Origin of the sequence: Pseudoduganella sp. S-14 (assembly GCF_049913285.1) — a bacterium.
Lineage (GTDB): Bacteria > Pseudomonadota > Gammaproteobacteria > Burkholderiales > Burkholderiaceae_D > Rugamonas.
The window spans coordinates 5,172,014-5,193,444 of record NZ_CP183991.1; the positions used below are offsets into that span (position 1 = coordinate 5,172,014).

General features: G+C 60.4%; 25 protein-coding genes and 1 tRNA gene. 12 read left to right on the forward strand and 14 right to left on the reverse strand.

The annotated features are described in order from the left end of the window. Window positions 1-65 precede the first annotated feature (65 nt). The 4 genes from phaP to ACN9MZ_RS23840 all read left to right on the forward strand — a co-directional run bounded on the left by phaP (window position 66) and on the right by ACN9MZ_RS23840 (window position 3,390). Window positions 66-623, forward strand: a complete 558-nt coding sequence (gene phaP / locus ACN9MZ_RS23825; protein ID WP_426339329.1) for a TIGR01841 family phasin — start codon at window positions 66-68, stop codon at window positions 621-623. Between the two features lie 186 nt (window positions 624-809). Then, a complete protein-coding gene (locus ACN9MZ_RS23830; protein ID WP_426339330.1) occupies window positions 810-1,442 on the forward strand; it encodes a helix-turn-helix transcriptional regulator in 633 nt (210 codons plus the stop codon). After that, window positions 1,432-2,424, forward strand: coding sequence for an ornithine cyclodeaminase family protein (locus tag ACN9MZ_RS23835; RefSeq protein ID WP_426339331.1), 993 nt, complete (start codon window positions 1,432-1,434; stop codon window positions 2,422-2,424). The genes ACN9MZ_RS23830 and ACN9MZ_RS23835 overlap by 11 nt, the downstream gene beginning before the upstream one ends. Window positions 2,425-2,436: 12 nt before the next feature. Then, window positions 2,437-3,390 carry a threo-3-hydroxy-L-aspartate ammonia-lyase gene (locus ACN9MZ_RS23840; protein WP_426339332.1) on the forward strand — a complete coding sequence of 318 codons (954 nt, stop codon included), beginning with the start codon at window positions 2,437-2,439 and terminating at the stop codon, window positions 3,388-3,390. 15 nt (window positions 3,391-3,405) lie between these two features. On the opposite strand, the gene ACN9MZ_RS23845 is transcribed toward ACN9MZ_RS23840, so the two are convergent. From ACN9MZ_RS23845 to ACN9MZ_RS23870, 6 genes are all read right to left on the reverse strand, one after another. Further along, window positions 3,406-4,128 (reverse strand): ABC transporter ATP-binding protein, encoded by a 723-nt coding sequence (locus ACN9MZ_RS23845; RefSeq protein ID WP_426339333.1) that lies wholly within the window; start codon window positions 4,126-4,128, stop codon window positions 3,406-3,408. Further along, a complete protein-coding gene (locus ACN9MZ_RS23850; RefSeq protein WP_426163969.1) occupies window positions 4,128-4,898 on the reverse strand; it encodes an ABC transporter ATP-binding protein in 771 nt (256 codons plus the stop codon). The genes ACN9MZ_RS23845 and ACN9MZ_RS23850 overlap by 1 nt, the downstream gene beginning before the upstream one ends. 11 nt (window positions 4,899-4,909) lie before the next feature. After that, on the reverse strand, window positions 4,910-6,073 hold the full coding sequence (locus tag ACN9MZ_RS23855; protein WP_426339334.1) for an ABC transporter permease subunit: 1,164 nt from the start codon (window positions 6,071-6,073) through the stop codon (window positions 4,910-4,912). A gap of 61 nt (window positions 6,074-6,134) precedes the next feature. Continuing rightward, window positions 6,135-7,064, reverse strand: coding sequence for a branched-chain amino acid ABC transporter permease (locus ACN9MZ_RS23860; RefSeq protein WP_426163973.1), 930 nt, complete (start codon window positions 7,062-7,064; stop codon window positions 6,135-6,137). Window positions 7,065-7,199: 135 nt separating this feature from the next. After that, complete coding sequence (gene ispH, locus ACN9MZ_RS23865) at window positions 7,200-8,138, reverse strand: 4-hydroxy-3-methylbut-2-enyl diphosphate reductase (protein WP_426339335.1); 939 nt, start codon at window positions 8,136-8,138, stop codon at window positions 7,200-7,202. 6 nt (window positions 8,139-8,144) lie between these two features. Next, the gene (locus tag ACN9MZ_RS23870; protein WP_130310747.1) at window positions 8,145-8,588 is read right to left on the reverse strand and encodes an FKBP-type peptidyl-prolyl cis-trans isomerase; all 444 of its coding nucleotides are present in this window, start codon (window positions 8,586-8,588) and stop codon (window positions 8,145-8,147) included. 147 nt (window positions 8,589-8,735) lie between these two features. On the opposite strand from ACN9MZ_RS23870, the gene radC reads away from it, so the two are divergent. From radC to rpmG, 3 genes are all read left to right on the forward strand, one after another. Continuing rightward, window positions 8,736-9,410: a RadC family protein gene (gene radC / locus ACN9MZ_RS23875; protein WP_426339336.1), complete on the forward strand. Its 675-nt coding sequence runs from the start codon at window positions 8,736-8,738 to the stop codon at window positions 9,408-9,410. Window positions 9,411-9,527: 117 nt separating this feature from the next. Beyond that, window positions 9,528-9,764, forward strand: coding sequence for a 50S ribosomal protein L28 (rpmB, locus tag ACN9MZ_RS23880; RefSeq protein WP_008451488.1), 237 nt, complete (start codon window positions 9,528-9,530; stop codon window positions 9,762-9,764). A gap of 11 nt (window positions 9,765-9,775) precedes the next feature. Then, window positions 9,776-9,946, forward strand: a complete 171-nt coding sequence (gene rpmG / locus ACN9MZ_RS23885) for a 50S ribosomal protein L33 (RefSeq protein ID WP_028101815.1) — start codon at window positions 9,776-9,778, stop codon at window positions 9,944-9,946. Between the two features lie 63 nt (window positions 9,947-10,009). Here rpmG and ACN9MZ_RS23890 read toward each other — a convergent pair whose 3' ends face one another. The 8 genes from ACN9MZ_RS23890 to ACN9MZ_RS23925 all read right to left on the reverse strand — a co-directional run bounded on the left by ACN9MZ_RS23890 (window position 10,010) and on the right by ACN9MZ_RS23925 (window position 17,058). Then, on the reverse strand, window positions 10,010-10,606 hold the full coding sequence (locus tag ACN9MZ_RS23890) for a hypothetical protein (protein WP_426339337.1): 597 nt from the start codon (window positions 10,604-10,606) through the stop codon (window positions 10,010-10,012). 11 nt (window positions 10,607-10,617) lie between these two features. Next, entirely contained in the window at window positions 10,618-11,181 is a 564-nt protein-coding gene (locus tag ACN9MZ_RS23895; protein WP_426339338.1) for a hypothetical protein, read from the reverse strand. Window positions 11,182-11,246: 65 nt separating this feature from the next. Beyond that, the gene (locus ACN9MZ_RS23900) at window positions 11,247-11,732 is read right to left on the reverse strand and encodes a hypothetical protein (protein ID WP_426339339.1); all 486 of its coding nucleotides are present in this window, start codon (window positions 11,730-11,732) and stop codon (window positions 11,247-11,249) included. A 204-nt stretch (window positions 11,733-11,936) separates the two neighbouring features. After that, window positions 11,937-13,133, reverse strand: a complete 1,197-nt coding sequence (locus ACN9MZ_RS23905) for a DesA family fatty acid desaturase (protein ID WP_426339340.1) — start codon at window positions 13,131-13,133, stop codon at window positions 11,937-11,939. A 93-nt stretch (window positions 13,134-13,226) separates the two neighbouring features. Next, complete coding sequence (locus tag ACN9MZ_RS23910) at window positions 13,227-14,522, reverse strand: mechanosensitive ion channel family protein (protein ID WP_426339341.1); 1,296 nt, start codon at window positions 14,520-14,522, stop codon at window positions 13,227-13,229. Window positions 14,523-14,661: 139 nt separating this feature from the next. Next, window positions 14,662-15,954 (reverse strand): RsmB/NOP family class I SAM-dependent RNA methyltransferase, encoded by a 1,293-nt coding sequence (locus ACN9MZ_RS23915; protein ID WP_426339342.1) that lies wholly within the window; start codon window positions 15,952-15,954, stop codon window positions 14,662-14,664. A gap of 16 nt (window positions 15,955-15,970) precedes the next feature. Next, window positions 15,971-16,579 (reverse strand): phosphoribosylglycinamide formyltransferase, encoded by a 609-nt coding sequence (gene purN / locus ACN9MZ_RS23920; RefSeq protein ID WP_426342953.1) that lies wholly within the window; start codon window positions 16,577-16,579, stop codon window positions 15,971-15,973. Window positions 16,580-16,659: 80 nt separating this feature from the next. Further along, window positions 16,660-17,058, reverse strand: a complete 399-nt coding sequence (locus ACN9MZ_RS23925) for a barstar family protein (RefSeq protein ID WP_426339343.1) — start codon at window positions 17,056-17,058, stop codon at window positions 16,660-16,662. Between the two features lie 308 nt (window positions 17,059-17,366). On the opposite strand from ACN9MZ_RS23925, the gene ACN9MZ_RS23930 reads away from it, so the two are divergent. From ACN9MZ_RS23930 to ACN9MZ_RS23950, 5 genes are all read left to right on the forward strand, one after another. Further along, on the forward strand, window positions 17,367-17,882 hold the full coding sequence (locus tag ACN9MZ_RS23930) for a glycine zipper 2TM domain-containing protein (protein ID WP_426339344.1): 516 nt from the start codon (window positions 17,367-17,369) through the stop codon (window positions 17,880-17,882). A 101-nt stretch (window positions 17,883-17,983) separates the two neighbouring features. Then, window positions 17,984-18,769, forward strand: a complete 786-nt coding sequence (locus ACN9MZ_RS23935; protein ID WP_426339345.1) for a spermidine synthase — start codon at window positions 17,984-17,986, stop codon at window positions 18,767-18,769. An 8-nt stretch (window positions 18,770-18,777) separates the two neighbouring features. Then, window positions 18,778-20,541 carry a GspE/PulE family protein gene (locus tag ACN9MZ_RS23940; protein ID WP_426339346.1) on the forward strand — a complete coding sequence of 588 codons (1,764 nt, stop codon included), beginning with the start codon at window positions 18,778-18,780 and terminating at the stop codon, window positions 20,539-20,541. A gap of 57 nt (window positions 20,542-20,598) precedes the next feature. Next, window positions 20,599-20,674: transfer RNA gene (locus ACN9MZ_RS23945), tRNA-Lys, on the forward strand. 167 nt (window positions 20,675-20,841) lie between these two features. After that, window positions 20,842-21,426, forward strand: coding sequence for a LysE family translocator (locus ACN9MZ_RS23950; RefSeq protein ID WP_426339347.1), 585 nt, complete (start codon window positions 20,842-20,844; stop codon window positions 21,424-21,426). The last annotated feature ends 5 nt before the right edge of the window (window positions 21,427-21,431 follow it).

Consider the following 21,431-nt stretch of genomic DNA (forward strand, 5'->3'; position numbering starts at 1 on the left):
ATGCGTTGTTTTCTGTTGTAGAGACATCAAGTTCCAACGACTAATTCACTTATTTGGAGAGTCCAATGTTTGCGATTCCTGAGCAGTTTTCCAATGCCACCAAGGCCAACTTCGAAAGCCAATTCGCGCTCTTTTCTTCGCTGACCAACAAAGCCTTCGAAGGCGTTGAGAAGTTCGTCGACCTGAACATCACCGCTGCCAAGGCATCGCTGGAAGAATCGTCGGTCGCCACCAAGCAGCTGCTGGCCGCCAAGGACCCGCAAGAGTTCTTCACGCTGACCGCTGCCCAGGCCCAGCCAGTTGCAGAGAAAGCCATCGCTTACGGCCGTCACCTGGCATCGATCGCTTCCGGCACCGGCGCTGAATTCAGCAAGGCCGCCGAAAGCCAGATCGCCGAGACCAACCGCAAGGTGATCTCCCTGGTTGACGAAGTGAGCAAGAACGCCCCCGCCGGCAGCGAAAGCGCCGTGGCCCTGTTCAAGTCCGCCCTGAACAACGCCAACGCCGGCTACGAGCAGTTCACCAAGAGCGCCAAGGCTGCTGCTGAAACCTTCGAAGCCAACGTGAACGCTGCCGTGAACCAGTTCACCGCTGCTGCCGCCAACGGCGCCAAGAAGCAGTAATTGATATTCCCGCCGGCCCCAGCGGCCGGCGGCATCGCTGTACGCAGGTCTCCTCGGCATCCGTGGTTTCCTCTCAGCGGGTGTCCTTCCCGAGCCCCGGCAAAGTCCGGGGCTTTTTTTGTTTACACCAATTCAAGCAAGCTCGACAGAGTTTACATTTCGTCTAATTCAAGATAATCTGTCTCAATGGCAAAACGAACTCCTGAACAGCAGCATCTACTAGACCAGATGAAGCACGTGGCCGACGGACTTGGCCGCACGTTGGCGCCATTCACCGAAGTCGTGCTGCACGACCTGCTCGATCCGGGGCATGCCGTGTTGGCGATCCATAACAACCTGTCCGGCCGCACAGTGGGTGAGCCGGCTACGGAATTGGGCCTGGCGCGGATTGCCGATCCGGCCTTCCCGCCAGTGCTGGCCAACTACCCCAACACTTTCCCCGACGGCCGCCCCGCAAAGAGCACTTCCGTCGGCATCAAGGACAGCGATGGCCAATACATTGCAGCGCTTTGCATGAACGTGGACCTGAACCTGTTCCGCAGCCTGCAGGCGATGCTGGGCCAGTTCAGTAACGTCGACCCGGCCGCAGCAGTGATCGAGTCGCTCGCCCCGGCGGCGGGTGCAGATGCGATCCGCGCGCATATCGAACAATTCGCCGCACGCCTTTCCACCACGCCACGCGCACTGAAGGCCGGCGACCGGCGCGCCCTGCTTCGTGAACTGGGCGACGCGGGCCTGCTGGATATGCGGCGCTCGATGGAAACCATCGCAGCCCATTTAGGCGTCTCCCGCGCCACGGTCTACAACTATGCGAAATAACGATGCCCGCCTGTTGATACTGGACCGCAACGTCGTCGCCGCGCTGTTGCAGCCGGACGATGTGCGCGCTGCCGTGCTCGAAGCCTTTGCCTTGCACGCAGCGCGCGCCGCGCGGGTCTTCCCATTGGTGCGTGAAGAGCTGCCAGGCAGCGCGGTATTCGGCATCAAGTCTGGCGATGTACCCTCGCAAGAACTGCTGGGATTTAAATCCGCTGGCTTCTGGCCCGCCAATCGCGAGGCTAGCAGCGACGCGCACCAGGCGACCATCATGCTGATCGACCCGCGCACCGGCCGCCCGCTATGCATCGCCGACGGTAACGCAGTGACGACAGCACGCACCGCTGCTGCAGGCGCGCTTGGGCTTCAGTTGTTGGCGCGCGCCGATAGCGAACAGTTGTGCGTGTTCGGCACTGGTGTGCAAGCGCGTGGACATGTGGAGTATGCGCTGTACGCCCTGCCCGCCCTCAAGCGCGTGCGATATGTGAATTCCGACGGCCGGCAAGCTCCTGCATTCGAAGCGCTGTTCGCCGGGCGCTGCGACGTCGCATTGGCTGGCGGCGCTCGCACTGCGGCTGCTGATGCAGTAGTTGCAGCATCGGATGTGATCATCACCGCAACACCTGGCCACAGCATGCTGTTCAGTGCAGATGCAGTGCGCGCGGGAACACACATCAATGCTGTCGGCGCCGACACGCCGGGCAAGCGCGAGCTGCCCGCCGGGCTGCTGGAGCGCGCCCGCGTATGGGCCGACGACCTGCCGCAGGCGCGGCACGTCGGCGAGCTGCAATGGGCCAGCGAGCTGCCGGCAGCGGAACTTGGCGAACTGCTCGCGGCACGTGCGGGCGCGGCGCCACGCACGCCGGACGACATCACGATTTTTGACATGACGGGCATCGCCCTGCAGGACCTCACCACGGTGCGCATGCTGTACGAGCGCGCCCTCGCCAACAACATGGGCCAGAACATCCCTTGGCCCTGGTAAGGAAGGAGAACCATGAGCATCACATACGAAGACGTCGTCGCAGCAGCCGGCCGCATTGAAGGCCACGCTCACCGCACGCCAGTGCTGACCTCCCGCAGCGCCAACGAAGAACTGGGCGCGGAGATTTTCTTCAAGGCCGAGAACATGCAGCGCATGGGAGCCTTCAAGTTCCGCGGCGGCTTCAACGCCCTCTCGCGTTTCAACGAGGCGCAGCGCAAGGCTGGCGTGGTGGCTTTCTCGTCCGGCAATCACGCGCAGGCGATTGCGCTGTCGGCGAAGCTGCTGGGCATTCCGGCCACGATCATCATGCCGGAGGATGCGCCTGCGTCGAAAATCGCCGCTACGCGCGGCTACGGCGGCAATGTGGTGACGTACGACCGCTACAAGCAAGACCGCGAAGCCATCGGCCGCAAGCTGGCGGAAGAAAAAGGCATGACCCTCATTCCGCCTTATGACCATGCCGACGTCATTGCCGGCCAGGGCACGGCGGCCAAGGAGCTGTTCGAGGAAGTGGGCGAACTGGATTACTTCTTCGTCTGCCTGGGCGGCGGCGGCCTGCTCTCGGGTTCCGCGCTGGCGACGCGCGCGCTGTCGCCAAAGTGCAAGCTGTACGGCGTGGAGCCGGAAGCCGGCAACGACGGCCAGCAATCGTTCCGCAGCGGCTCGATCGTGCATATCGATACGCCAAAGACGATCGCCGATGGCGCGCAAACGCAACACCTTGGCTCGCTGACCTTCCCCATCATCCAGCGCGACGTGGACGACATCCTGACCGTCAGCGATGCGGAACTGGTGGACGCGATGCGCTTCTTCGCCTCGCGCATGAAGATCGTCGTCGAGCCGACCGGCTGCCTGGGCTTCGCGGCGGCGCGCAAGATGAAGGAAGAACTGCGCGGCAAGCGCGTGGGTGTGCTGGTCAGCGGCGGAAACGTCGACATCGAGCGCTTCGCCGCTCTGCTCACCTGAACGGCGGAACCCGTGTCACTCGCCGAGGTAGGCGGCCTTGACGCGGGGGTCGTGCAGCATGTCTTGCGCGTTGCCGGTCATGGTGAGCGCGCCGGACTCCATCACGTAGCCGCGGTTGGCCGCTTGCAGCGCCAGCTTGGCGTTCTGTTCCACCAGCAGGATGGTGATGCCCTGCTTGTGCACGTCGCGGATCACTTCAAAGATCTTCTCGACCATGATTGGCGACAGGCCCATTGAAGGTTCGTCCAGCAGCAACAGGTGCGGGTGGCACATCAGTGCGCGCGCCATGGCCAGCATCTGCTGCTCGCCGCCGGACAGGGTGCCGGCCAGCTGCGAAGCACGTTCTTTCAGGCGCGGGAAAACGCCGAACCATTTCTCGATATCGGCTGCAATCGCGGCCTTGTCGTTCATGGTGTACGCGCCCATCATCAGGTTTTCGGTGATGGTCATGCGGGTGAACACGCCACGGCCTTCCGGCACCATCGCCAGCTTTTTCTCCACCAGGTGGAAGGACTGCGAGCCTTTCAGCGACTGGCCCATATAGGCCACCGTGCCCTCCACTTTGCATGGCGGCAGGGTGCCCGTGATGGCTTTCAGCGTGGTGGTTTTGCCGGCGCCATTGGCGCCAATCAGCGTTACCAGCTCGCCTTCGTTGACTTCCAGGTCGATGCCCTTGACTGCCTTGATGCCGCCGTAAGCGACCTTCAGGCCCGAAACTTTCAGTACATTGGCGCCCATCAGTGCGCTCCTCCCAGATAGGCTTCAATCACTGCTTTATTGCTTTGAATCTCCGCGGGCAAGCCTTCGGCAATCAGCTTGCCGTATTCCAGCACGCTGATGCGGTCGCACAGGCCCATCATCAGCTTCACGTCGTGCTCAATCAGGAGCACGGTCTTGCCTTCGTTCTTGATCTTCACCAGCAGCTCGCGCAGCGCCAGTTTCTCGGTCGCGTTCATGCCGGCTGCTGGTTCGTCCAGGGCCAGCAACTGCGGATCGGTCGCCAGTGCACGGGCGATCTCCAGGCGGCGCTGGTCGCCGTACGACAGGTACTTGGAAGTACGGCTGGCAAACTGGCCGATGCCGACGAAGTCCAGCAGCTCCTGGGCGCGTTTGCGGATTGCCGCCTCTTCTTCACGCGCAGCCTTGTGACGGAAGATGGCGCCGAATACGCCCTGGTGCGAGCGCACATGGCGGCCTACCATCACGTTTTCCAGCGCGGTCATTTCACCGAACAGGCGGATGTTCTGGAAGGTACGGGCAATGCCTGCCTTCGCCACCGCGTGCGGCGCCGATGGCGAGTAAGGCTTGCCGGCCAGCTCGAAGGTGCCGGTGTCCGGCTGGTACAGGCCCGTGATCACGTTGAAGAAGGTGGTCTTGCCGGCGCCGTTGGGACCGATCAGGCCGTAGATCTGGCCTTTGTTGATCTTGATGCGCACATCGGTCAGCGCCTGCAGGCCGCCAAAGCGCTTATTGACGCCTTCGATATTGAGGATTACTTGTTCGTTCATCTCTACTAACCTCATGCTGCCATGACGCCGGTCGACTGGCCTTTGGAATCCGAGTCCGCATCCGGACGCTCTTCATGCTTGGGCGATGGCCACAAGCCCGCAGGACGGGTCAGCATGATCACCACCATGGCCAGGCCGTACAGCAACTGGCGCAGCACTTCGGATTCGATCAGCACCTTGCCGAACAGTTTCATTTGCAGCGGTTCCACCACATGGCGCAGGATTTCCGGCAGCGCCGCCAGCAGCGCACCGCCCAGCACCACGCCCGGAATGTGGCCGATACCGCCCAGCACCACCATCGCCAGCACCGCGATCGACTCGGTCAGCGAAAACGATTCCGGCGAAACGAAGCCCTGGAAGGAAGCGAACATGGCTCCAGCAACACCGCCAAAGGTTGCGCCCATTGAAAACGCCAGCAGCTTCACGTTCCGCGTATTGATGCCCATTGCCTTTGCCGCGATTTCGTCTTCGCGGATCGCCACCCAGGCACGGCCCAGGCGCGAATGCTGCAGACGCGAAGTGACAAACACAGTCGCGATAGTCAGCACCAGGAACAGGAAGTAGTAGGCGTTCACCGAAGGCATCGAGAAGCTGCCGATGAACACGGTGGCACGCGAGCCCTGCTCGCCTGCCAGGTTCACGCCAAATACGCGGATCGGGTCGATCAGGTTGATGCCCTGCGGGCCGTTGGTGATGTTGACCGGATCATTCAGGTTGTTCATGAAGATACGGATGATTTCACCGAAGCCCAGCGTCACGATGGCCAGGTAGTCGCCACGCAGCTTCAGCGTCGGCGCGCCGAGCAGCGCACCGAACAGGCCCGCCAGGGCAGCAGCCATCGGCACGATCAGCCATACCGACAGGTGAATGCCGTTGGTGCGGATGTCTTCACCCAACACTGCCGCCAGCGCCTCGCCAACGGCGGGATTCATGTTGATCAATGATTCCAGCACGGTCGCGAACTGCGGCGATGCCAGGAGGCCGGTCATGTAAGCGCCCACCGCGTAGAACGCGATGTAGCCCAGGTCCAGCAGGCCGGCAAAGCCCACCACGATATTCAGGCCCACGGCCAGCATGATGTACAGCAGCGCCAGGTCGGCAATACGCACCCACGAATTACCGAAAGGCGCGGCCGCGAACGGGAAGATGATCAACGCGGCCAACAGCAGCGCCATACTGATGTAGGCCTGCTTTGGATTTTTTTGAATGTTAAAGTTCAGCATAGTCACGTCCCCATCAGGCGCGGTCGGCCACGCGTTCGCCCATGATGCCGGACGGACGCACCGTCAACACCAAAATCAGTACGATGAAGGCGAAGATATCCTGGTAGTGCGAACCCAGGAACCCGCCAGTGAGTTCACCGATATAGCCGGCGCCGAGCGCCTCGATAATGCCCAGCACGATGCCGCCGATCATGGCGCCGTAGATGTTGCCGATACCGCCCAGCACCGCAGCGCAGAATGCCTTCAGGCCAGGCATGAAGCCCATCGCGAACTGGATGGAGGCATAGTTGGCGCCCCACATCACGCCTGCCACGGCAGCCAGTGCCGCGCCGATCGCGAAGGTTGCGACGATGATCTTGTTCGAATCCACGCCCATCAGGCCGGCCACGCGCGGATTCTCGGCCACGGCGCGCATTGCACGGCCCATCCGGGTGCGCTCCACCAGCATCACCAGGCCGAACATCGAAATGGCAGCCAGCACCAGCAGCAGCACCTGGGTCACCGTGATCACGGCGCCGCCCACCATGATTGGTTCAGTCGGCAGCAGTTGCGGGAATGGCAGCGGGTTGCGGCCCCAGATCATCATGGCGAAGGTCTGCAGCAGGTAGGACACGCCAATGGCGGTGATCAGCGGGGCGAGGCGCGGCGCGTTGCGCAAGCGGCGGTAGGCGATGCGCTCGATCAGGATGTTCACGAGCATACATGCCGGAATCGCGCCGATGATGGCGATGCCCAGTTGGACATAGCCTGGCAGGCCAGGCGCATACACGCCCAACAAATTCAGGATGGAGAGGCCGATCATCGCGCCGATCATCAGCACGTCGCCGTGGGCGAAGTTAATCAGGTTCAGCACGCCGTACACCATCGTATAACCGAGGGCGACCAGCGCATACATACTGCCCAGCACCAGGCCGTTAAGAATTTGTTGGATAAAGGTATCCATCGAGTATGCCCTTTAGAACTATAAAAAACGGCACCCAAGGTTTCCCTCGTGGTGCCGCCGTTTGGAAGCGTTCGCCATGATAGCGAGGTTTCCGAAAAACTAATCGTGGAAAATCCGCAATATTCTAAATTAAATTTATGCGCTGCGTCCTTCAAGCCCTTTTGGTAGCGGGAAAGTCACAGCTTCCTCGACGCCCTCCAGGGTACGCACGCTTTTCGCGCCCAGCTCCTTCAGGCGGTTGATGACCGCATCAACCAGCACTTCCGGCGCCGAAGCGCCTGCGGTAACGCCTACGCGCAGCTTTCCTTCCAGCCAGGCCGGATCGATCTGGGCCGCGTTGTCCACCATATAGGCCGGGGTGCCCTTCTTCTCCGCTACTTCGCGCAGGCGGTTCGAATTGGAGCTGTTTGGCGAGCCCACGACAATCACCACTTCCACCTGCGGCGCCATGAATTTCACGGCTTCCTGGCGGTTGGTGGTGGCGTAGCAGATGTCGCCTTTTTTCGGCTCAATAATATTCGGGTATTTTGCCTTAAGGGCTTCGATGATTTGTGCCGTATCATCCACGGAAAGTGTCGTTTGCGACACATAGGCCAGCTGGCCCGGATTCTTGACCTGCAGGCCAGCTACATCTTCCACGGTTTCGACCAGGTACATGCCCTCGTCGGTCTGGCCCATGGTGCCTTCGACTTCAGGATGGCCGTCGTGGCCGATCATGATGATCTCGCAGCCCTGCTTGCGCATCTTGGCCACTTCCACGTGCACCTTGGTCACCAGCGGACAGGTGGCATCGAAGATCGACAGGCCGCGCGATTCCGCTTCGGCGCGCACGGCTTTCGACACGCCGTGGGCGGAGAACACCAGGGTATTGCCGGCTGGGACATCGTCCAGTTCTTCGATGAAGATGGCGCCCTTGGCACGCAGGTCTTCCACCACATAGGCGTTGTGCACGATTTCGTGACGCACGTAGATCGGCGCGCCAAACTGCTGCAGCGCACGCTCGACGATCTCGATGGCGCGGTCAACGCCGGCGCAGAAGCCGCGCGGCTGGGCGAGGAGGATTTCTTTGTCCATGTTCTTTTACAGCACAGAGATAAGGTTCACTTCAAACTTCACCGGCTGGCCAGCCAGCGGGTGGTTGAAGTCGAAGATGGCAACGTCGTCGCGCAGTTCGCGCAGCACGCCGGCGAAGCGGCCGCCTTTTGGCGCGTTGAAGTCGACCAGGTCGCCGATCTTGTATTCGTTGTCCGGATCGGAATTTTCTTCCAGCGTAGCACGGGATACGGCCTGCACCAGGTCCGGGTTGCGTGGGCCGAAGCCTTCGCCCGGCGCCAGTTCGAACACCTTGTGCGTGCCTTCCGGCAGGCCGATCAGCAGCGCTTCCAGATTCGGTGCCAACTGGCCCTGGCCCAGCATCAAGGTGGCAGGATTGCCCTCGAAGGTGGAAACGATATTGGTGCCATCCATGGAGGCAAGGCGGTAATGCAGGGTGAGGTAAGCCGAAGCAGTGACAACGTTAGACATGGAAACAACTCTGGTGACGGGCAAACCTCTATTGTAAGCCATCGGGCGGCGCACGGCGCTGCGGCCCGCCCCTTGACCTGCGCAAAACCTGACCCAGCGCAAATTGCCCCCTCCTCCCGCGCCAGATAATGGGCGACGGAGGTGACCATGGCAATTTCCGACTGGCCCGAACAGCTGCGCCCGCGCGAGCGATTGTTAAAAGCCGGGCCGCAAGCCCTGTCCGACGCCGAACTGCTGGCGATCTTCCTGCGGGTGGGCATTCCCGGCAAGGATGCGGTGGCGCTGGCGACCGACCTGCTGGGGCGCTTCGGCTCCCTGCGCGCCCTGATCCATGCCGGCCGGGCCGATTTCACCGCCGTGCCGGGCCTGGGCGCCGCCAAGTATGCTCAGCTGCAGGCTGTCGTCGAACTGGCACGCCGCGCGATCTCCGAGGAAATGAGCGCCGGCGAGGAGCTCTCCTCGCCGCACGCCGTGAAAGACTTCCTGCGCCTCTCGCTGGGCGGCCAGCCTTATGAATCCTTCCACGTCCTGTTCCTGGACGTCAAAAACCGCCTGATCGAAGCCTGCGAATTGTTTCGCGGCACGCTCACGCATACCAGCGTCTACCCACGCGAAGTGGTGCGGGAAGCGCTGGCACGCAATGCCGCGGCCGTCATGCTGGCCCATAACCACCCGTCAGGATCACCCGCCCCGAGCGAGTCGGACGTGCTGCTGACACGGGCGCTGGTACAGGCTTTGGCATTGGTGGATATACGGATTCTTGACCACTTTGTCGTAGCCGGACACCAGGTGCATTCCTTCGCAGAACATGGTCAAATCTAATTGTTAAATATCGATTTTTATTGAGACACAATTGTTTTTCGCAAGTGCTTGAAAATCTTGAGAAATTTCCATATACTCTTGTTTTTCCAATTTCGGAAGTAATTCAAGGAGTGTGCCATGGCACGTGTTTGCCAAGTGACTGGGAAGAAGCCGATGGTCGGCAACAATGTTTCCCACGCAAACAACAAAACCAAGCGTCGTTTCCTGCCAAACCTGCAGAACCGTCGTATTTTTGTTGAATCTGAAAACCGCTGGGTCTCCCTGCGTCTGTCTAACGCCGGTCTGCGCGTGATCGACAAGGTCGGCATCGATGCCGTCCTGGCCGACATGCGTGCACGTGGCGAGAAAGTTTAATAGGGAGCTGAATCATGGCAAAAACTGGCCGCGACAAGATCAAGCTGGAATCGACCGCTGGTACTGGTCACTTCTACACCACGACCAAGAACAAGCGCACCATGCCTTCCAAAATGGAAATCATGAAGTTCGATCCTAAAGCACGCAAGCACGTGATGTACAAGGAAACCAAGATCAAGTAATCGATCTTCGGTTCGAACAAAAAAACCGCCCTCGGGCGGTTTTTTTATGGCTGCATCGCCAGCTCAGTTAAGCGCAGGCAACTGCGCATCGAGCAGTTCTTTCTGCATCTTCAGCATGGCAGCTTCGGCTGCGCGCTTTCCGGACAGTCCGACATCGGCCTTAAACTCGCTGAACGAAGCCTGGCCATTGCCAGTCGCCGTCTTGGTATCGACCAGCTTGCCGTTCTTGTCCGTGATTGCGCATTGGAGGTTAACGGTATAGTCAGTCGGCGGCCAGGTAAAGGCGCTGGAAGAATCGGAGTTAACCGTAATGGTTGGCGTAATCAGGTAACTGATCCCCTTCGCCGCCATGGCCTCGCGATCATCGGCGCTCTTCACCTTGACGGCGCCGTCGAAGACATTGCTCAGCATCTTGTAGAAGCTGGTCTCCAGGTCGCGGTAGGGATAGGAAGTGACCTTGTCGCCGCCGCCGCCCGGAGTCACGACCTCTTTCGCCAGCAGGTCGGCCGGAATAAAGTATGCCACTTTGGCCAGGCTCTTCGGCTTGGCATCGGCTGGCAAGGCAATCTGGTCAAGCTTTGGCGAAATCATTACCGGGTGCGCGCAACCGGTCAGGATCGCGGCCGCAACCAGCAGGAATGCGAACTTTAGATTCCTCATAGTCCGCCCCTTTATTTGATGGCCTTGACGAACTCAGGGTCCGCGTACAGCGAGGCCAGCAGCTTTTGCACGGTGTTGTGGTAGCCGGTGACGGCGGCTGGAATGGCGGTTGCGCCGATGAAGGAGGACTCCCAGGCGTTATCGACCGTTTTCACGCTTTCATAGACGGAGACGCCACCCTTGCTGACAACAAAACGGGCCGAAATGCTTGCAGTACCAGTGCTGAAGCCGGAAGCATCGAGTGCATTTTTCTCCAGTTTGCCGGTCACCAGGGTATCGGAGCCGACCACAAGCTTGTTGGCCAAGGACAGTTCCTGACGCAGTGCTTCCGCTACGTAAGCGCCATAATTGCCACCAACTGGCGAAGACATCGCGCTGCCGCGGATCGACAGGGTGACGGGGGTGTCCGTGCCGGCCGGCGCACTGAATTCACCGACCTTGGCCTTCACGTCCCCCATATTGTTCAGGGTAGCGACGTTGTCCATGGAGGGTGTGTAGTTCGGCGCGGTCAAGGCGCAGCCCGACAATGCCGCAACAGCTACAACCATCACACCATACGAAGCGAACGATTTCATATTTCCTCAGAGAAGTTGTAAAAAAACCCATTATCTCTTTGGTAAATACTTTTCCGCAACATTATTTACTGGCCACAACCACTTTCTGTCTGAAGTTGGAGACGTTTTCCGGCGTGGATCGCTTTCACCTTCCCCTCATGCATCATGTAGCGGATGGCCAGCTCACGGTCACCCGTTTCCACCATCAGCCAATCGGCATGCTGGGGATGCGGCTTGACCGCGTCGCCATACACACGCTGCAGCTTGGACGCCGGATCGCCGATCCGCACGCCGCGTTCAGCACCGAAGCCCCCTGACACGTCGACCCGCGCCACCACTTTCTTCACAAAGGTTACTTCCACCTTCGGGTAACGCTTGGAGCGCGCCACGCGGCATACCTTGTCGTCCGTGATCATCGAGTCCGCTTCCAGGCCGCCAAAGGTGTTGCCCAGGTTTTCATAACGTGCGCCGACCTTGTAGGGACCCAATCCCTCCGGTTTGATTTGCCAGTTCGCTGCCGCATGCGCACTTCCGGCCAGCATTAACGCCAGCGGCAAAATTAAGCGTTTCAAAACTGCCTCCATAGAATTAATTTCCGAAAGGCAACAGCATACCTCCAAGGCAGGGATCACGCCAACACGAATTGCGCTTCCATCCGGGCCGCCAAGACATTTGGCCGACACCACCCTTGCGACGCGCTGCCGGCGCGCAGTCATTGGTTTTCCTCAAAAACAAAACGGCCCCGCAGGGCCGTCTTATCGCAAGGTCGATCAGGCTTACGCGTAGCTGCGCAGGCGCAGCGAGAACTCCTGCAGGGACTTGATGCCGGACGCTTCCGCGCGTTCGCACCAGTCTTGCAGCTTCTGCACCAGTTCATCGCGGGTGAAGTGCGAACGCTCCCACAGCATGCCCAGTTCCACGCGCATATTGTGCATGGTTTCCAGCGCCTTCGAGTGCTGGAACAGTTCCACCAGCTGCTGCTTCTGCGGGCCTTCCAGCTTGCCTGGCTCGCTCTGCAGCAGCTTGCGCGAAGACTTCAGGAAGCGCGATTCCAGCTGCGATTTGTCCTTCAGCTGCGCCAGTTCTTCTTTCCAGGCGTGCTTGACGGACTTGGCGTACTTGGCCATCACGTCGTAGCGGTTGGCGATCACGGACTGCAGGGTTTCGAAGTCGGCCTTCACCTTGGCGGTGTCGAACTTGGGCTTCGGCGGCATCTTCTTCACTTTGGCCATGCCGATCATTTCCATGGCGCGGATGTAGCCCCAGCCGATGTCGAACTCATACCACTTGGACGACAGCTTGGCCGAAGTCGCATAGGTGTGGTGGTTATTGTGAAGTTCTTCGCCGCCGATGATGATGCCCCAAGGGATGATGTTGGTCGCTGCATCGGAGCAGTCGTAGTTGCGGTAGCCCCACCAGTGGCCGATGCCGTTGATGATGCCGGCTGCAGTCACAGGAATCCACAGCATCTGCACGGCCCACACGGTAATGCCCTTGGCGCCGAACAGGATGAAGTCGATGATCAGCATCAGCGCCACGCCCTGCCAGCTGAAGCGCGAGTACAGGTTCTTCTCGATCCAGTCGTCAGGGGTGCCGTGGCCATACTTCTCCATGGTTTCCTTGTTCCTGGATTCAGCGCGGTACAGTTCGGCGCCTTCCCAGAACACTTTCTTGATGCCCTTGGTGACCGGGCTGTGCGGATCTTCCTCGGTATCGCACTTGGCGTGGTGCTTGCGGTGGATGGCAGCCCATTCCTTGGTCACCTGACCGGTGGTCAGCCACAGCCAGAAGCGGAAGAAGTGCGACGGGATCGCGTGCAGTTCCAATGCGCGGTGCGCCTGGTGGCGATGCAGGAAGATCGTCACGCTGGCGATGGTGATGTGGGTCAGGATCAGCGTCACGCCAACCGTCGCCCAGGCACCCAGGCCAGTTACGCCATTGCTGAAGAAATCAAGAACTACGCTTAAATCCATTACAACTCCAAATGAGATACTCCGAATAGGCGCAATTGTACGCGCATTCGCAGGTGATTTGAGGAAGGTTTTCCCGTAGGCACTGATTATTTTTTAGGCAGACTGCTCGGGCAGAGGGCCGAGCAGGCGGATCTCACGTTGCGGGAACGGTACAGAAATCCCGTGTTCTTTCAAGGACTTCCAGATTGCCCGATTGACATCGGAGGTCACGCCGCCACGCCCGTTTTCCGGATCCGCGATCCAGAAAGCCAGCGCCAGCTCCAGGCCGTCCGCCCCGAAAGCTTGCAGCATGCCGGACGGCGGCTTGTCCTTCATTACACGCTCGATGCTGAGGGCTGCGTCTTCCATCAGCTTGAGCACGAAGTCCACATCGCTGTCATAGCCCACCGTCACGCGCGTGATAATCACCACCGCCGGGTTGGACAGGGAAGAATTCTGCACCGCCCCCGACACCAGCATTTCGTTCGGCACGATCGATTCAACGCCATCGGTCCCCTGCAACACGGTGTAGCGGGTATTGATCTGGGTGACCTGGCCGGTGTACTTGTCCACCGTGATCACGTTGCCGATGGTCAGGCTGCGGTCCAGCAGGATGATGAAGCCCGACACATAGTTGCTGGCGATCTTCTGCAAACCGAGGCCAAGGCCGACACCCAGCGCACCGCCAAACACCGACAGCACGGTCAGGTCGATGCCCACCAGCGACAGGCTGACCAGCACCGCCACCAGGATCAGCACCGCGCGGCCCATGCGCGCAAACACTACGCGCAGGTTGGAATGCATGGTGTGCAGGTTCATCAGCTTCTCTTCGAGCGCCGCGCCAGCCCACATGGCCAACAGCAGCAGCACCACGACCGATACTGCCGCCTGCAGGATGGTGGCGATCGACACCTTGTGCTTGCCGAGCGGGATCAGCGTATCGTCGAGGAAGTCGAAGAGGTCCTGATAAAAACCGGTGATATACAACACGAAGGCCAGCCACACCAGCAGCTGGAAAGCCTTTTCGAAATTCTGCATCCCCTCGCCCACCACGCCGCCGCGCGAAAACACGCGGCGCAGCAGGTAAAAGCCGAAGCGGATCACCGCGAGCGAGCTGAAAATCGGCAGCGCCAGATTGACCAGATTGGTGTGGAAATGCATGCGGCCCAGCACTTTCTGCGAGGCCCACAGCAACACCACGATGAGCAAGGGTCCGACGACGCGGCCGAAGCTCTCCAGGCCAAAGCGCGCTACATGGTTGTTCGCAGTGCGCGCCTTCACGCCGCGCCACAGGAAGCGCGACAAGGTCCAGCCCAGCAAGACAGACAGCGCGATCGCGCCCACCTGCCACATCAGGCTTGGATCGCGCAAATCCCCCAGCAGATCATCCAGCAATTTCGCTAACGGCATCGTTCGGCATTCTCCTTATGGTCGCGCCCGTGTCCCACCATGGGGTCACACCCGTTTCGGGACACGAGCTCTGCTATGTTACGGCCGCGCCCGTGTCCCATTTCGGGTGTGACCCCAAGGTGGGACACGGGCTGGGCTGTTACTCCTCGTCGGCCATGGCTGGCTTGGCCATGGGCTTGCGTTCGAAGACGGCGGCGAAGAAGCCGTCGGTTTGGTGCTTGTGCGGCAGCAGCTTGAGGTAGTCGCCCATCTCGAGGTTGGCGATCTTTTGTTCTGCCAGTACTTTGGACATCGGCACCAGCTCAAAATCCGGATGGGTTTCGATGAACTGCTTGGCGACGGCGTCGTTCTCTTCCTCCAGCAGCGAGCAGGTGGCGTACACCAGGCGGCCACCGCCTTTGACCAGGCGCGCGGCACCGTCCAGGATCGAAACCTGCTTCTCGTGCATCTCGGCGATCGCGCCTTCCGGCTGGCGCCATTTCACGTCGGGATTGCGGCGCAGCGTCCCCATCCCGGAGCATGGCGCGTCCACCAGCACGCGGTCGATCTTGCCTGCAAGGCGCTTGACCTTGGCGTCCCTTTCGTGCGCGATGGCGACCGGGTGCACATTCGACAGGCCCGAGCGCGCCAGGCGCGGCTTCAGCTTGCTCAGGCGCTTTTCCGATACGTCAAAGGCATACAGGCGGCCGGTATTGCGCATCTGCGCGCCCAGCGCCAGCGTCTTGCCGCCGGCGCCGGCGCAGAAGTCGACCACCATCTCGCCGCGCTTGGCGCCGAGGATCTGGGCCAGCAACTGGCTGCCTTCATCCTGCACTTCGATCGCGCCGGACTTGAACAGCGGCAGGTTTTGCAGCGCCGGCTTTTTCTTCAGGCGCAGGCCCAGCGGGGCAAACGGAGTTGGCTCGGCCACGATAGGTGCGGTTGCCAGTTCGGCCACCACGGCATCGCGGTCGGTTTTCATGGCGTTGACGCGCAGGTCCAGCGGCGCTGGCGTATTCAGTGCATCGGCCAGGGCCAGGGTTTCGTCTTCGCCGTATTGTTCGACCAGCTTGTCGAACAGCCATTTCGGCATATTGGCCCGCATGGACTTGTGCAGCAGCGAGCGGTCGATTTCCAGCTGGCGCTTCAGCCATTCGGATTCTTCTTCGCTCAGGCCCGGCAGCGCATCGATGCCGACGGCATCGGCCATGCCCAGCAGGACCAGGCGGCGCATGGTGGCGCCGCCGGCACCGGCTTCGGCGCGGTCGGTGAAGAAGGCTTTGTTACGCAGCACGGCGTACACCGATTCGGCGATGGCGCCGCGCTCGCGGCCGCCCAGCTTCGGGTGCGATTTGAAGAAGTGCGACAGGGTGGTGTCGGCCGGCGCGGTGAAGCGCATGATTTCACGCAGCACGTTTTCGGCGCTGGTGAGGATGTAGGGTGGCAAACGCATGGTGTTCTTTCTCTATTCAGTTGCGGTCAATATTGACCTTGCCATCTTCGACCCTCAATCGGCCTTCAACGAACCAGCGGATAGCACGCGGGTACATGATCCATTCCTGTTCCAGCACGCGCGCCGCCAACACGTCGGCGGTGTCGCCCGGCAGGACAGGCACGGATACCTGGTCCACCAGCGGACCGTGGTCCAATTCGGCCGTCACGAAGTGCACGGTGGCGCCGTGCGTGGCTGCGCCGGATGCCAGCGCCTGCTCATGCGTGTGCAGTCCAGGGAACAGCGGCAGCAGCGATGGGTGGATATTCAGCATGCGATTTTCGTAGTGGCTGACAAAGCCCGGCGTGAGGATGCGCATGAAGCCGGCCAGCACCACGAGGTCGGGGCTGAAGCCGTCAATGACTTCCTGCAGCGCAGCATCGAATGCTTCGCGGCTAGGGTAATCCTTGTTGCTGACTACTGCGGTCGCAATGCCGTGCGAGGCCGCGAATTCGAGGCCCTTGGCATCCGCCTTATTGCTGATGACGGCGGCAATGCGGGCGGGCCATTGTTCGGCCTGGGCTGCACGGACCACCGCTTCCATATTGCTTCCGCGTCCGGAAATGAGGATGACGATGTTTTTCATGGCCGCCATTGTACCTGCTCAGGCGAGCCAACGCGACATTATGCTGCTACGCAGCAAACTATGCAAGCGGGGAATTGCGCTTACTCGAAAGAGTAGAAGACGCGGAACGGTACTTTCTTTTCTGCCCAGAAATCAGCGGCATCGCGGAAGACATCGAGCAGGCACTCGCGTGCTTCACGGTCAAACTTTTGCGTGTTTGGCAACTGCTCCAGCACGATCAGGAAGCCCGCCTGCGGGCCGGCCTTGTCCATCGTTTCGGTCAGGGTCAAGCGCAGGGCGTCGAAATTCTTGGAATGCGGTTTAGGGATGTGGAAAGACTCGGCAATAATGCCCAGAACTTGCTGCTTGGTCAGGCCGGCATTGCAATGCGCATATAAGAAGTGCTGCCCCAGGCGCGCTGCCTCGTCCTGCAGCTCTGCCACGCGGAAGGCGCGAATAGACTGGACTAAATTAGGCGGCACAGTTATCAACAAACTCATCTTTCCCTCAAATCGACCTATCAAGTACAAGCCGTAGGCGGGTCAATGCGCCGGGGCCGGAGCTTTCGTTTCTCCCTGTCAATCTGATTCCACGCCATAAGGGTAACGTGTTGTACTCTATGAATCAACCCGAAAGTGAGTCCTAACGCAAGTTTTGTTAAAAACTTACCATATTAACCCAAAAGCATGGGGTTACATTTTGTTGCCTTACTTCCCCCAAGGATACAAGCCTTGGCGTTAATATTTAGGCGTGCAATTCCGATTAAACCAAAGTGGACTGCCAAAAAGACAGAAACGAGGTAAACAAAATGAAAGCCAAAACTAAATTGTTTTTCGCAGCACTGAGCCTCGGCGCCCTGCCGCTGGCGCAGGCCCAGGCCACTGATTTTGAGGACTATGGCCGTGTGACCCGCGTCACGCCGGTGACCGAGCAGATCAACCGCCCGCGCCAGGAATGCCGTACCGAGTACGTCCAGGTGCAGCAGCCGCAGGAACGCGGCGTCGGCGGCAGTATCCTGGGCGGCATCCTGGGTGCAGCCGTTGGTAGCCAGGTCGGTTCGGGCCACGGCAAGACGGCCGCCACCGCTGCCGGCGCCATTGCCGGCGCCGTGATCGGCGACCGCACCCAGAACTCCAACGCCCAGCCAGGCGCGGTGCAGGAGCAGGCCGTCAAGCAGTGCCGCATGGTTGATGCTTTCGAAACCCGCACCACCGGCTATAACGTGGAGTACGATTACCGCGGCCGTAACTACACCAGCTTCATGAGCTACGACCCTGGCCAGCGTATTCGCCTGCGTGTAAATGTTGAACCAATGAATAATTAAGTTCCGGGCCACCTCTCTTACCCGGACTGCCGGCCAGCGATGGCCGGCAGTTTTTGTTTGTGCGCTTGCTTGTGAGCAAGATAACGCGGGATAATGCCGCCATGCTGATTAAACGTAAATCCATCGAAAAAGAGGAGTCTTCGCGTCCGGCGACGCGAAAACCCAAGTTTGCCCCGGTTACGCTCTCCGAGCTGGACGGCGTGCGCTACCTGCATTTCGGCACCGAGTGGGTGCAAGGCGCCATGCGCATCCGCAAACCGGACTGGCCGGAGCTGGAGTACGCTCAGCAAATGATGGCCTGGATGCTGTGGAACGACGCCCCCGCCCACATCGCCCAACTGGGCCTGGGCACGGGCGCGCTGACCAAGTTCTGCTACAAGTATTTCCCTGCAGCGCAAGTCACCACGGTGGAACTGAACCCGTCGGTGATCAGCATCTGCTATTCCATGTTCAAGCTGCCCGACAATGACGGCCGGCTGAACGTCGTAGAAATGGATGCGATGGATTACGTCACCAACCCGGACAACCACGGCACGCTGGACGCGCTGCAGGTCGACCTGTACGACGCCACCGCGCGCGGCCCGGTGCTCGACACGCCTGAGTTCTACCAGGCTTGCGCCGCTTGCCTGAACGACGATGGCATCATGACCATCAACCTGTTCGGCGACCATCCTAGCTACGCCAAGAACTTGAAGGCGATGAAGTTCGCCTTCCCTCAAGTGGTGTCGCTGCCGGAAGTCCATGACGGGAATGTGGTGGCAATCGCCTTCAAGACCCGCCGCAACATCGACGTGGCTGCGCTGGCGGATCGCGCCGCGCAAATCGTCGCCGAAACAAAATTGCCCGCAAAGTCCTGGCTCAAGGGACTGAAAGCCGCACTCGCATAAGGTCGCACATGGCAAAAGCACTCGATCTTCAAATTATCTTCACCTGGCTGCTGGCTGATGGAATGGTCGAGAAAGCCGAAGTCAAAGGGCTGTACGCGCAGGCCCAAGGCATCCTGCGCAACACGCCGGGCGCCATGCATCCGCTCAGCGCCGTGGCGCACTGCAAGCTGGTATCGGCCAAGAGCGGCAAGCTGCTGACGCTGGACGTACTGACCGAATGGCTGGCCCAGCGGGCCAAGCTGCCCTTCTACCGCATCGATCCGCTGAAGATCGACTTCACCAAGGTGGCGGACGTAATGTCGGCCAGCTATGCGGCGCGCTTCAATATCCTGCCGGTGGAAATCACGCCGGATACGCTGACCGTGGCCACCGCCGATCCGTTCGCGCTGGAGTGGGAAGCGGAAATCGCCAAGGTCGCGCGCCGCGTCATCAAGCGCGTGATCTCGAACCCGCTCGATATTTCCCAGTACACCTCGCAGTTCTTCTCGCTGGCCAAGTCGATCAAGCACGCCAACAAGAATACTGGCCAGGACATCGCCCTGCGCAATAACTTCGAGCAGCTGGTCGAGCTGGGCAAGATGAACAAGACGGTCGATGCCAACGACCAGCACGTGATCAATATCGTCGACTGGCTGTGGCAGTACGCCTTCGAACAGCGCGCGTCGGATATCCACCTCGAGCCCAAGCGCGAACTCGGCACCATCCGTTTCCGGATCGACGGCGTGCTGCACCAGGTCTACCAGGTGCCGGCGGTGGTGATGATCGCGATGACCGCCCGCATCAAGCTGCTGGGCCGCATGGACGTGATCGAGAAACGCCGTCCGCAGGATGGCCGCATCAAGACCCGCACCGCCGGCGGCCAGGAAATCGAATTGCGTTTGTCGACCCTGCCGACCGCCTTCGGCGAAAAGCTGGTCATGCGTATCTTCGACCCGGAAGTGGTGGTGAAGACCTTGCCGGAGCTGGGCTTCCCGCCGGAAGACGCCAAGCGCTGGGACTCGCTGACCAACCGTCCGCACGGCATCATCCTCGTCACCGGCCCGACCGGCTCGGGCAAGACCACCACGCTGTACACCACGCTGAAAACGCTGGCGACGCCAGAGGTCAACGTCTGTACGGTGGAAGACCCGATCGAGATGGTGGAGTCCTCGTTCAACCAGATGCAGGTGCAGCCCGGCATCGACCTGACTTTCGCCGACGGCGTGCGCGCCCTGATGCGGCAAGACCCGGACATCATCATGGTCGGCGAGATCCGCGACCTGGAAACTGCGGAGATGGCGATCCAGGCCGCGCTGACCGGCCACCTGGTGCTGTCCACCCTGCACACCAATGATGCGCCATCGGCCGTGATGCGCTTGCTGGAACTGGGCGTGCCTTACTACATGCTGGAAGCAACGCTGATCGGCATCATGGCGCAGCGCCTGGTGCGCACGCTGTGCGTGGACTGCAAGGAGGAAGGCGGCGAGCTGGCCGACGATCTCTGGCAGGGCCTGAGCAGCGGCTGGGATATCGGCAAGCCGGAAAAGGTGTATCGCCCGGTCGGCTGCCCCGAGTGCCGCCAGACCGGATTCCGCGGCCGCACCGGCATCTACGAACTGCTCACCACCAGCGAATCGTTCAACACCATGCTGGAAGAAGAAACCGACATCACCGCCCTGCGCAAGCAGGCGGTCGCCGAAGGCATGGTCCCGTTGCGCATTGCCGGCGCTTTCAAGGTGCGCGAAGGCGTGACCACGGCGGAGGAAGTGCTCAAGGTTACCGCCATGGGGTGACGCAAAAAAAGGGACTTTGCAAACGCCAAAATCCTCGTATATAATACGGCCTCTTTCGGGTCGTTAGCTCAGTTGGTAGAGCAGCGGACTTTTAATCCGTTGGTCGCAGGTTCGAGCCCCGCACGGCCTACCAGAATGAACAGGAAAGCCTCGTCTTCGGACGAGGCTTTTTTGTTTCTGCTGCCAACTGTAGCAGTCGTTCGACTGATACAGCATGACTCCCGTCGCTCCGCCTTGTGTCTTGTTCGCCCTGTGCCGCGATCCTAGACTGTGCCATTCCTTCGTTGCGGGTTGCACACCATGATCGAACTCCTGCCCCTGGCGAGCTATTGCCTCGTCATGTCGGCCACGCCTGGGCCAAACAATGTCATGCTCGCCATCACGGGCGCCAATTTTGGCGGTCGCGGTGCATTGCCGGTCATCCTCGGCATCCAGGCCGGCGTTTTCGTGCAAACCATGCTGATGTGCGTCGGGCTGGGAAGCCTCTTTGTCACCTACCCATTGGCGCAACAGGTGCTGCGCGTCGCGGGCTCACTGTATCTCGTCTACCTTGCCTGGAAACTCAGCGGCGCATCGGTGGATGGCGTGCGCGCTGCCAAGGCCGTGTCCTTCGCCCAGGCTACCGTCTTCCAGGCGCTTAATCCCAAAAGCTGGCTGAAAGCCATTACCGTGGCATCGGTCTTCATGCCCGCGCAGGGCAATGCCTTCGCCAATGCACTGCAGGCGTCGGTCATTGGCATGCTTGTAGGGGCTCCCTGCAATTTCATGTGGGCCCTGTTTGGCATGTCGATCCGGCGCTTGCTCGACGACCCGCGCAAGCAACGCGCATTCAACCTGGCCATCGGTGCGGCGCTGCTTGTCCTGGCCCTGATGTTTTTACGCTAGACTCT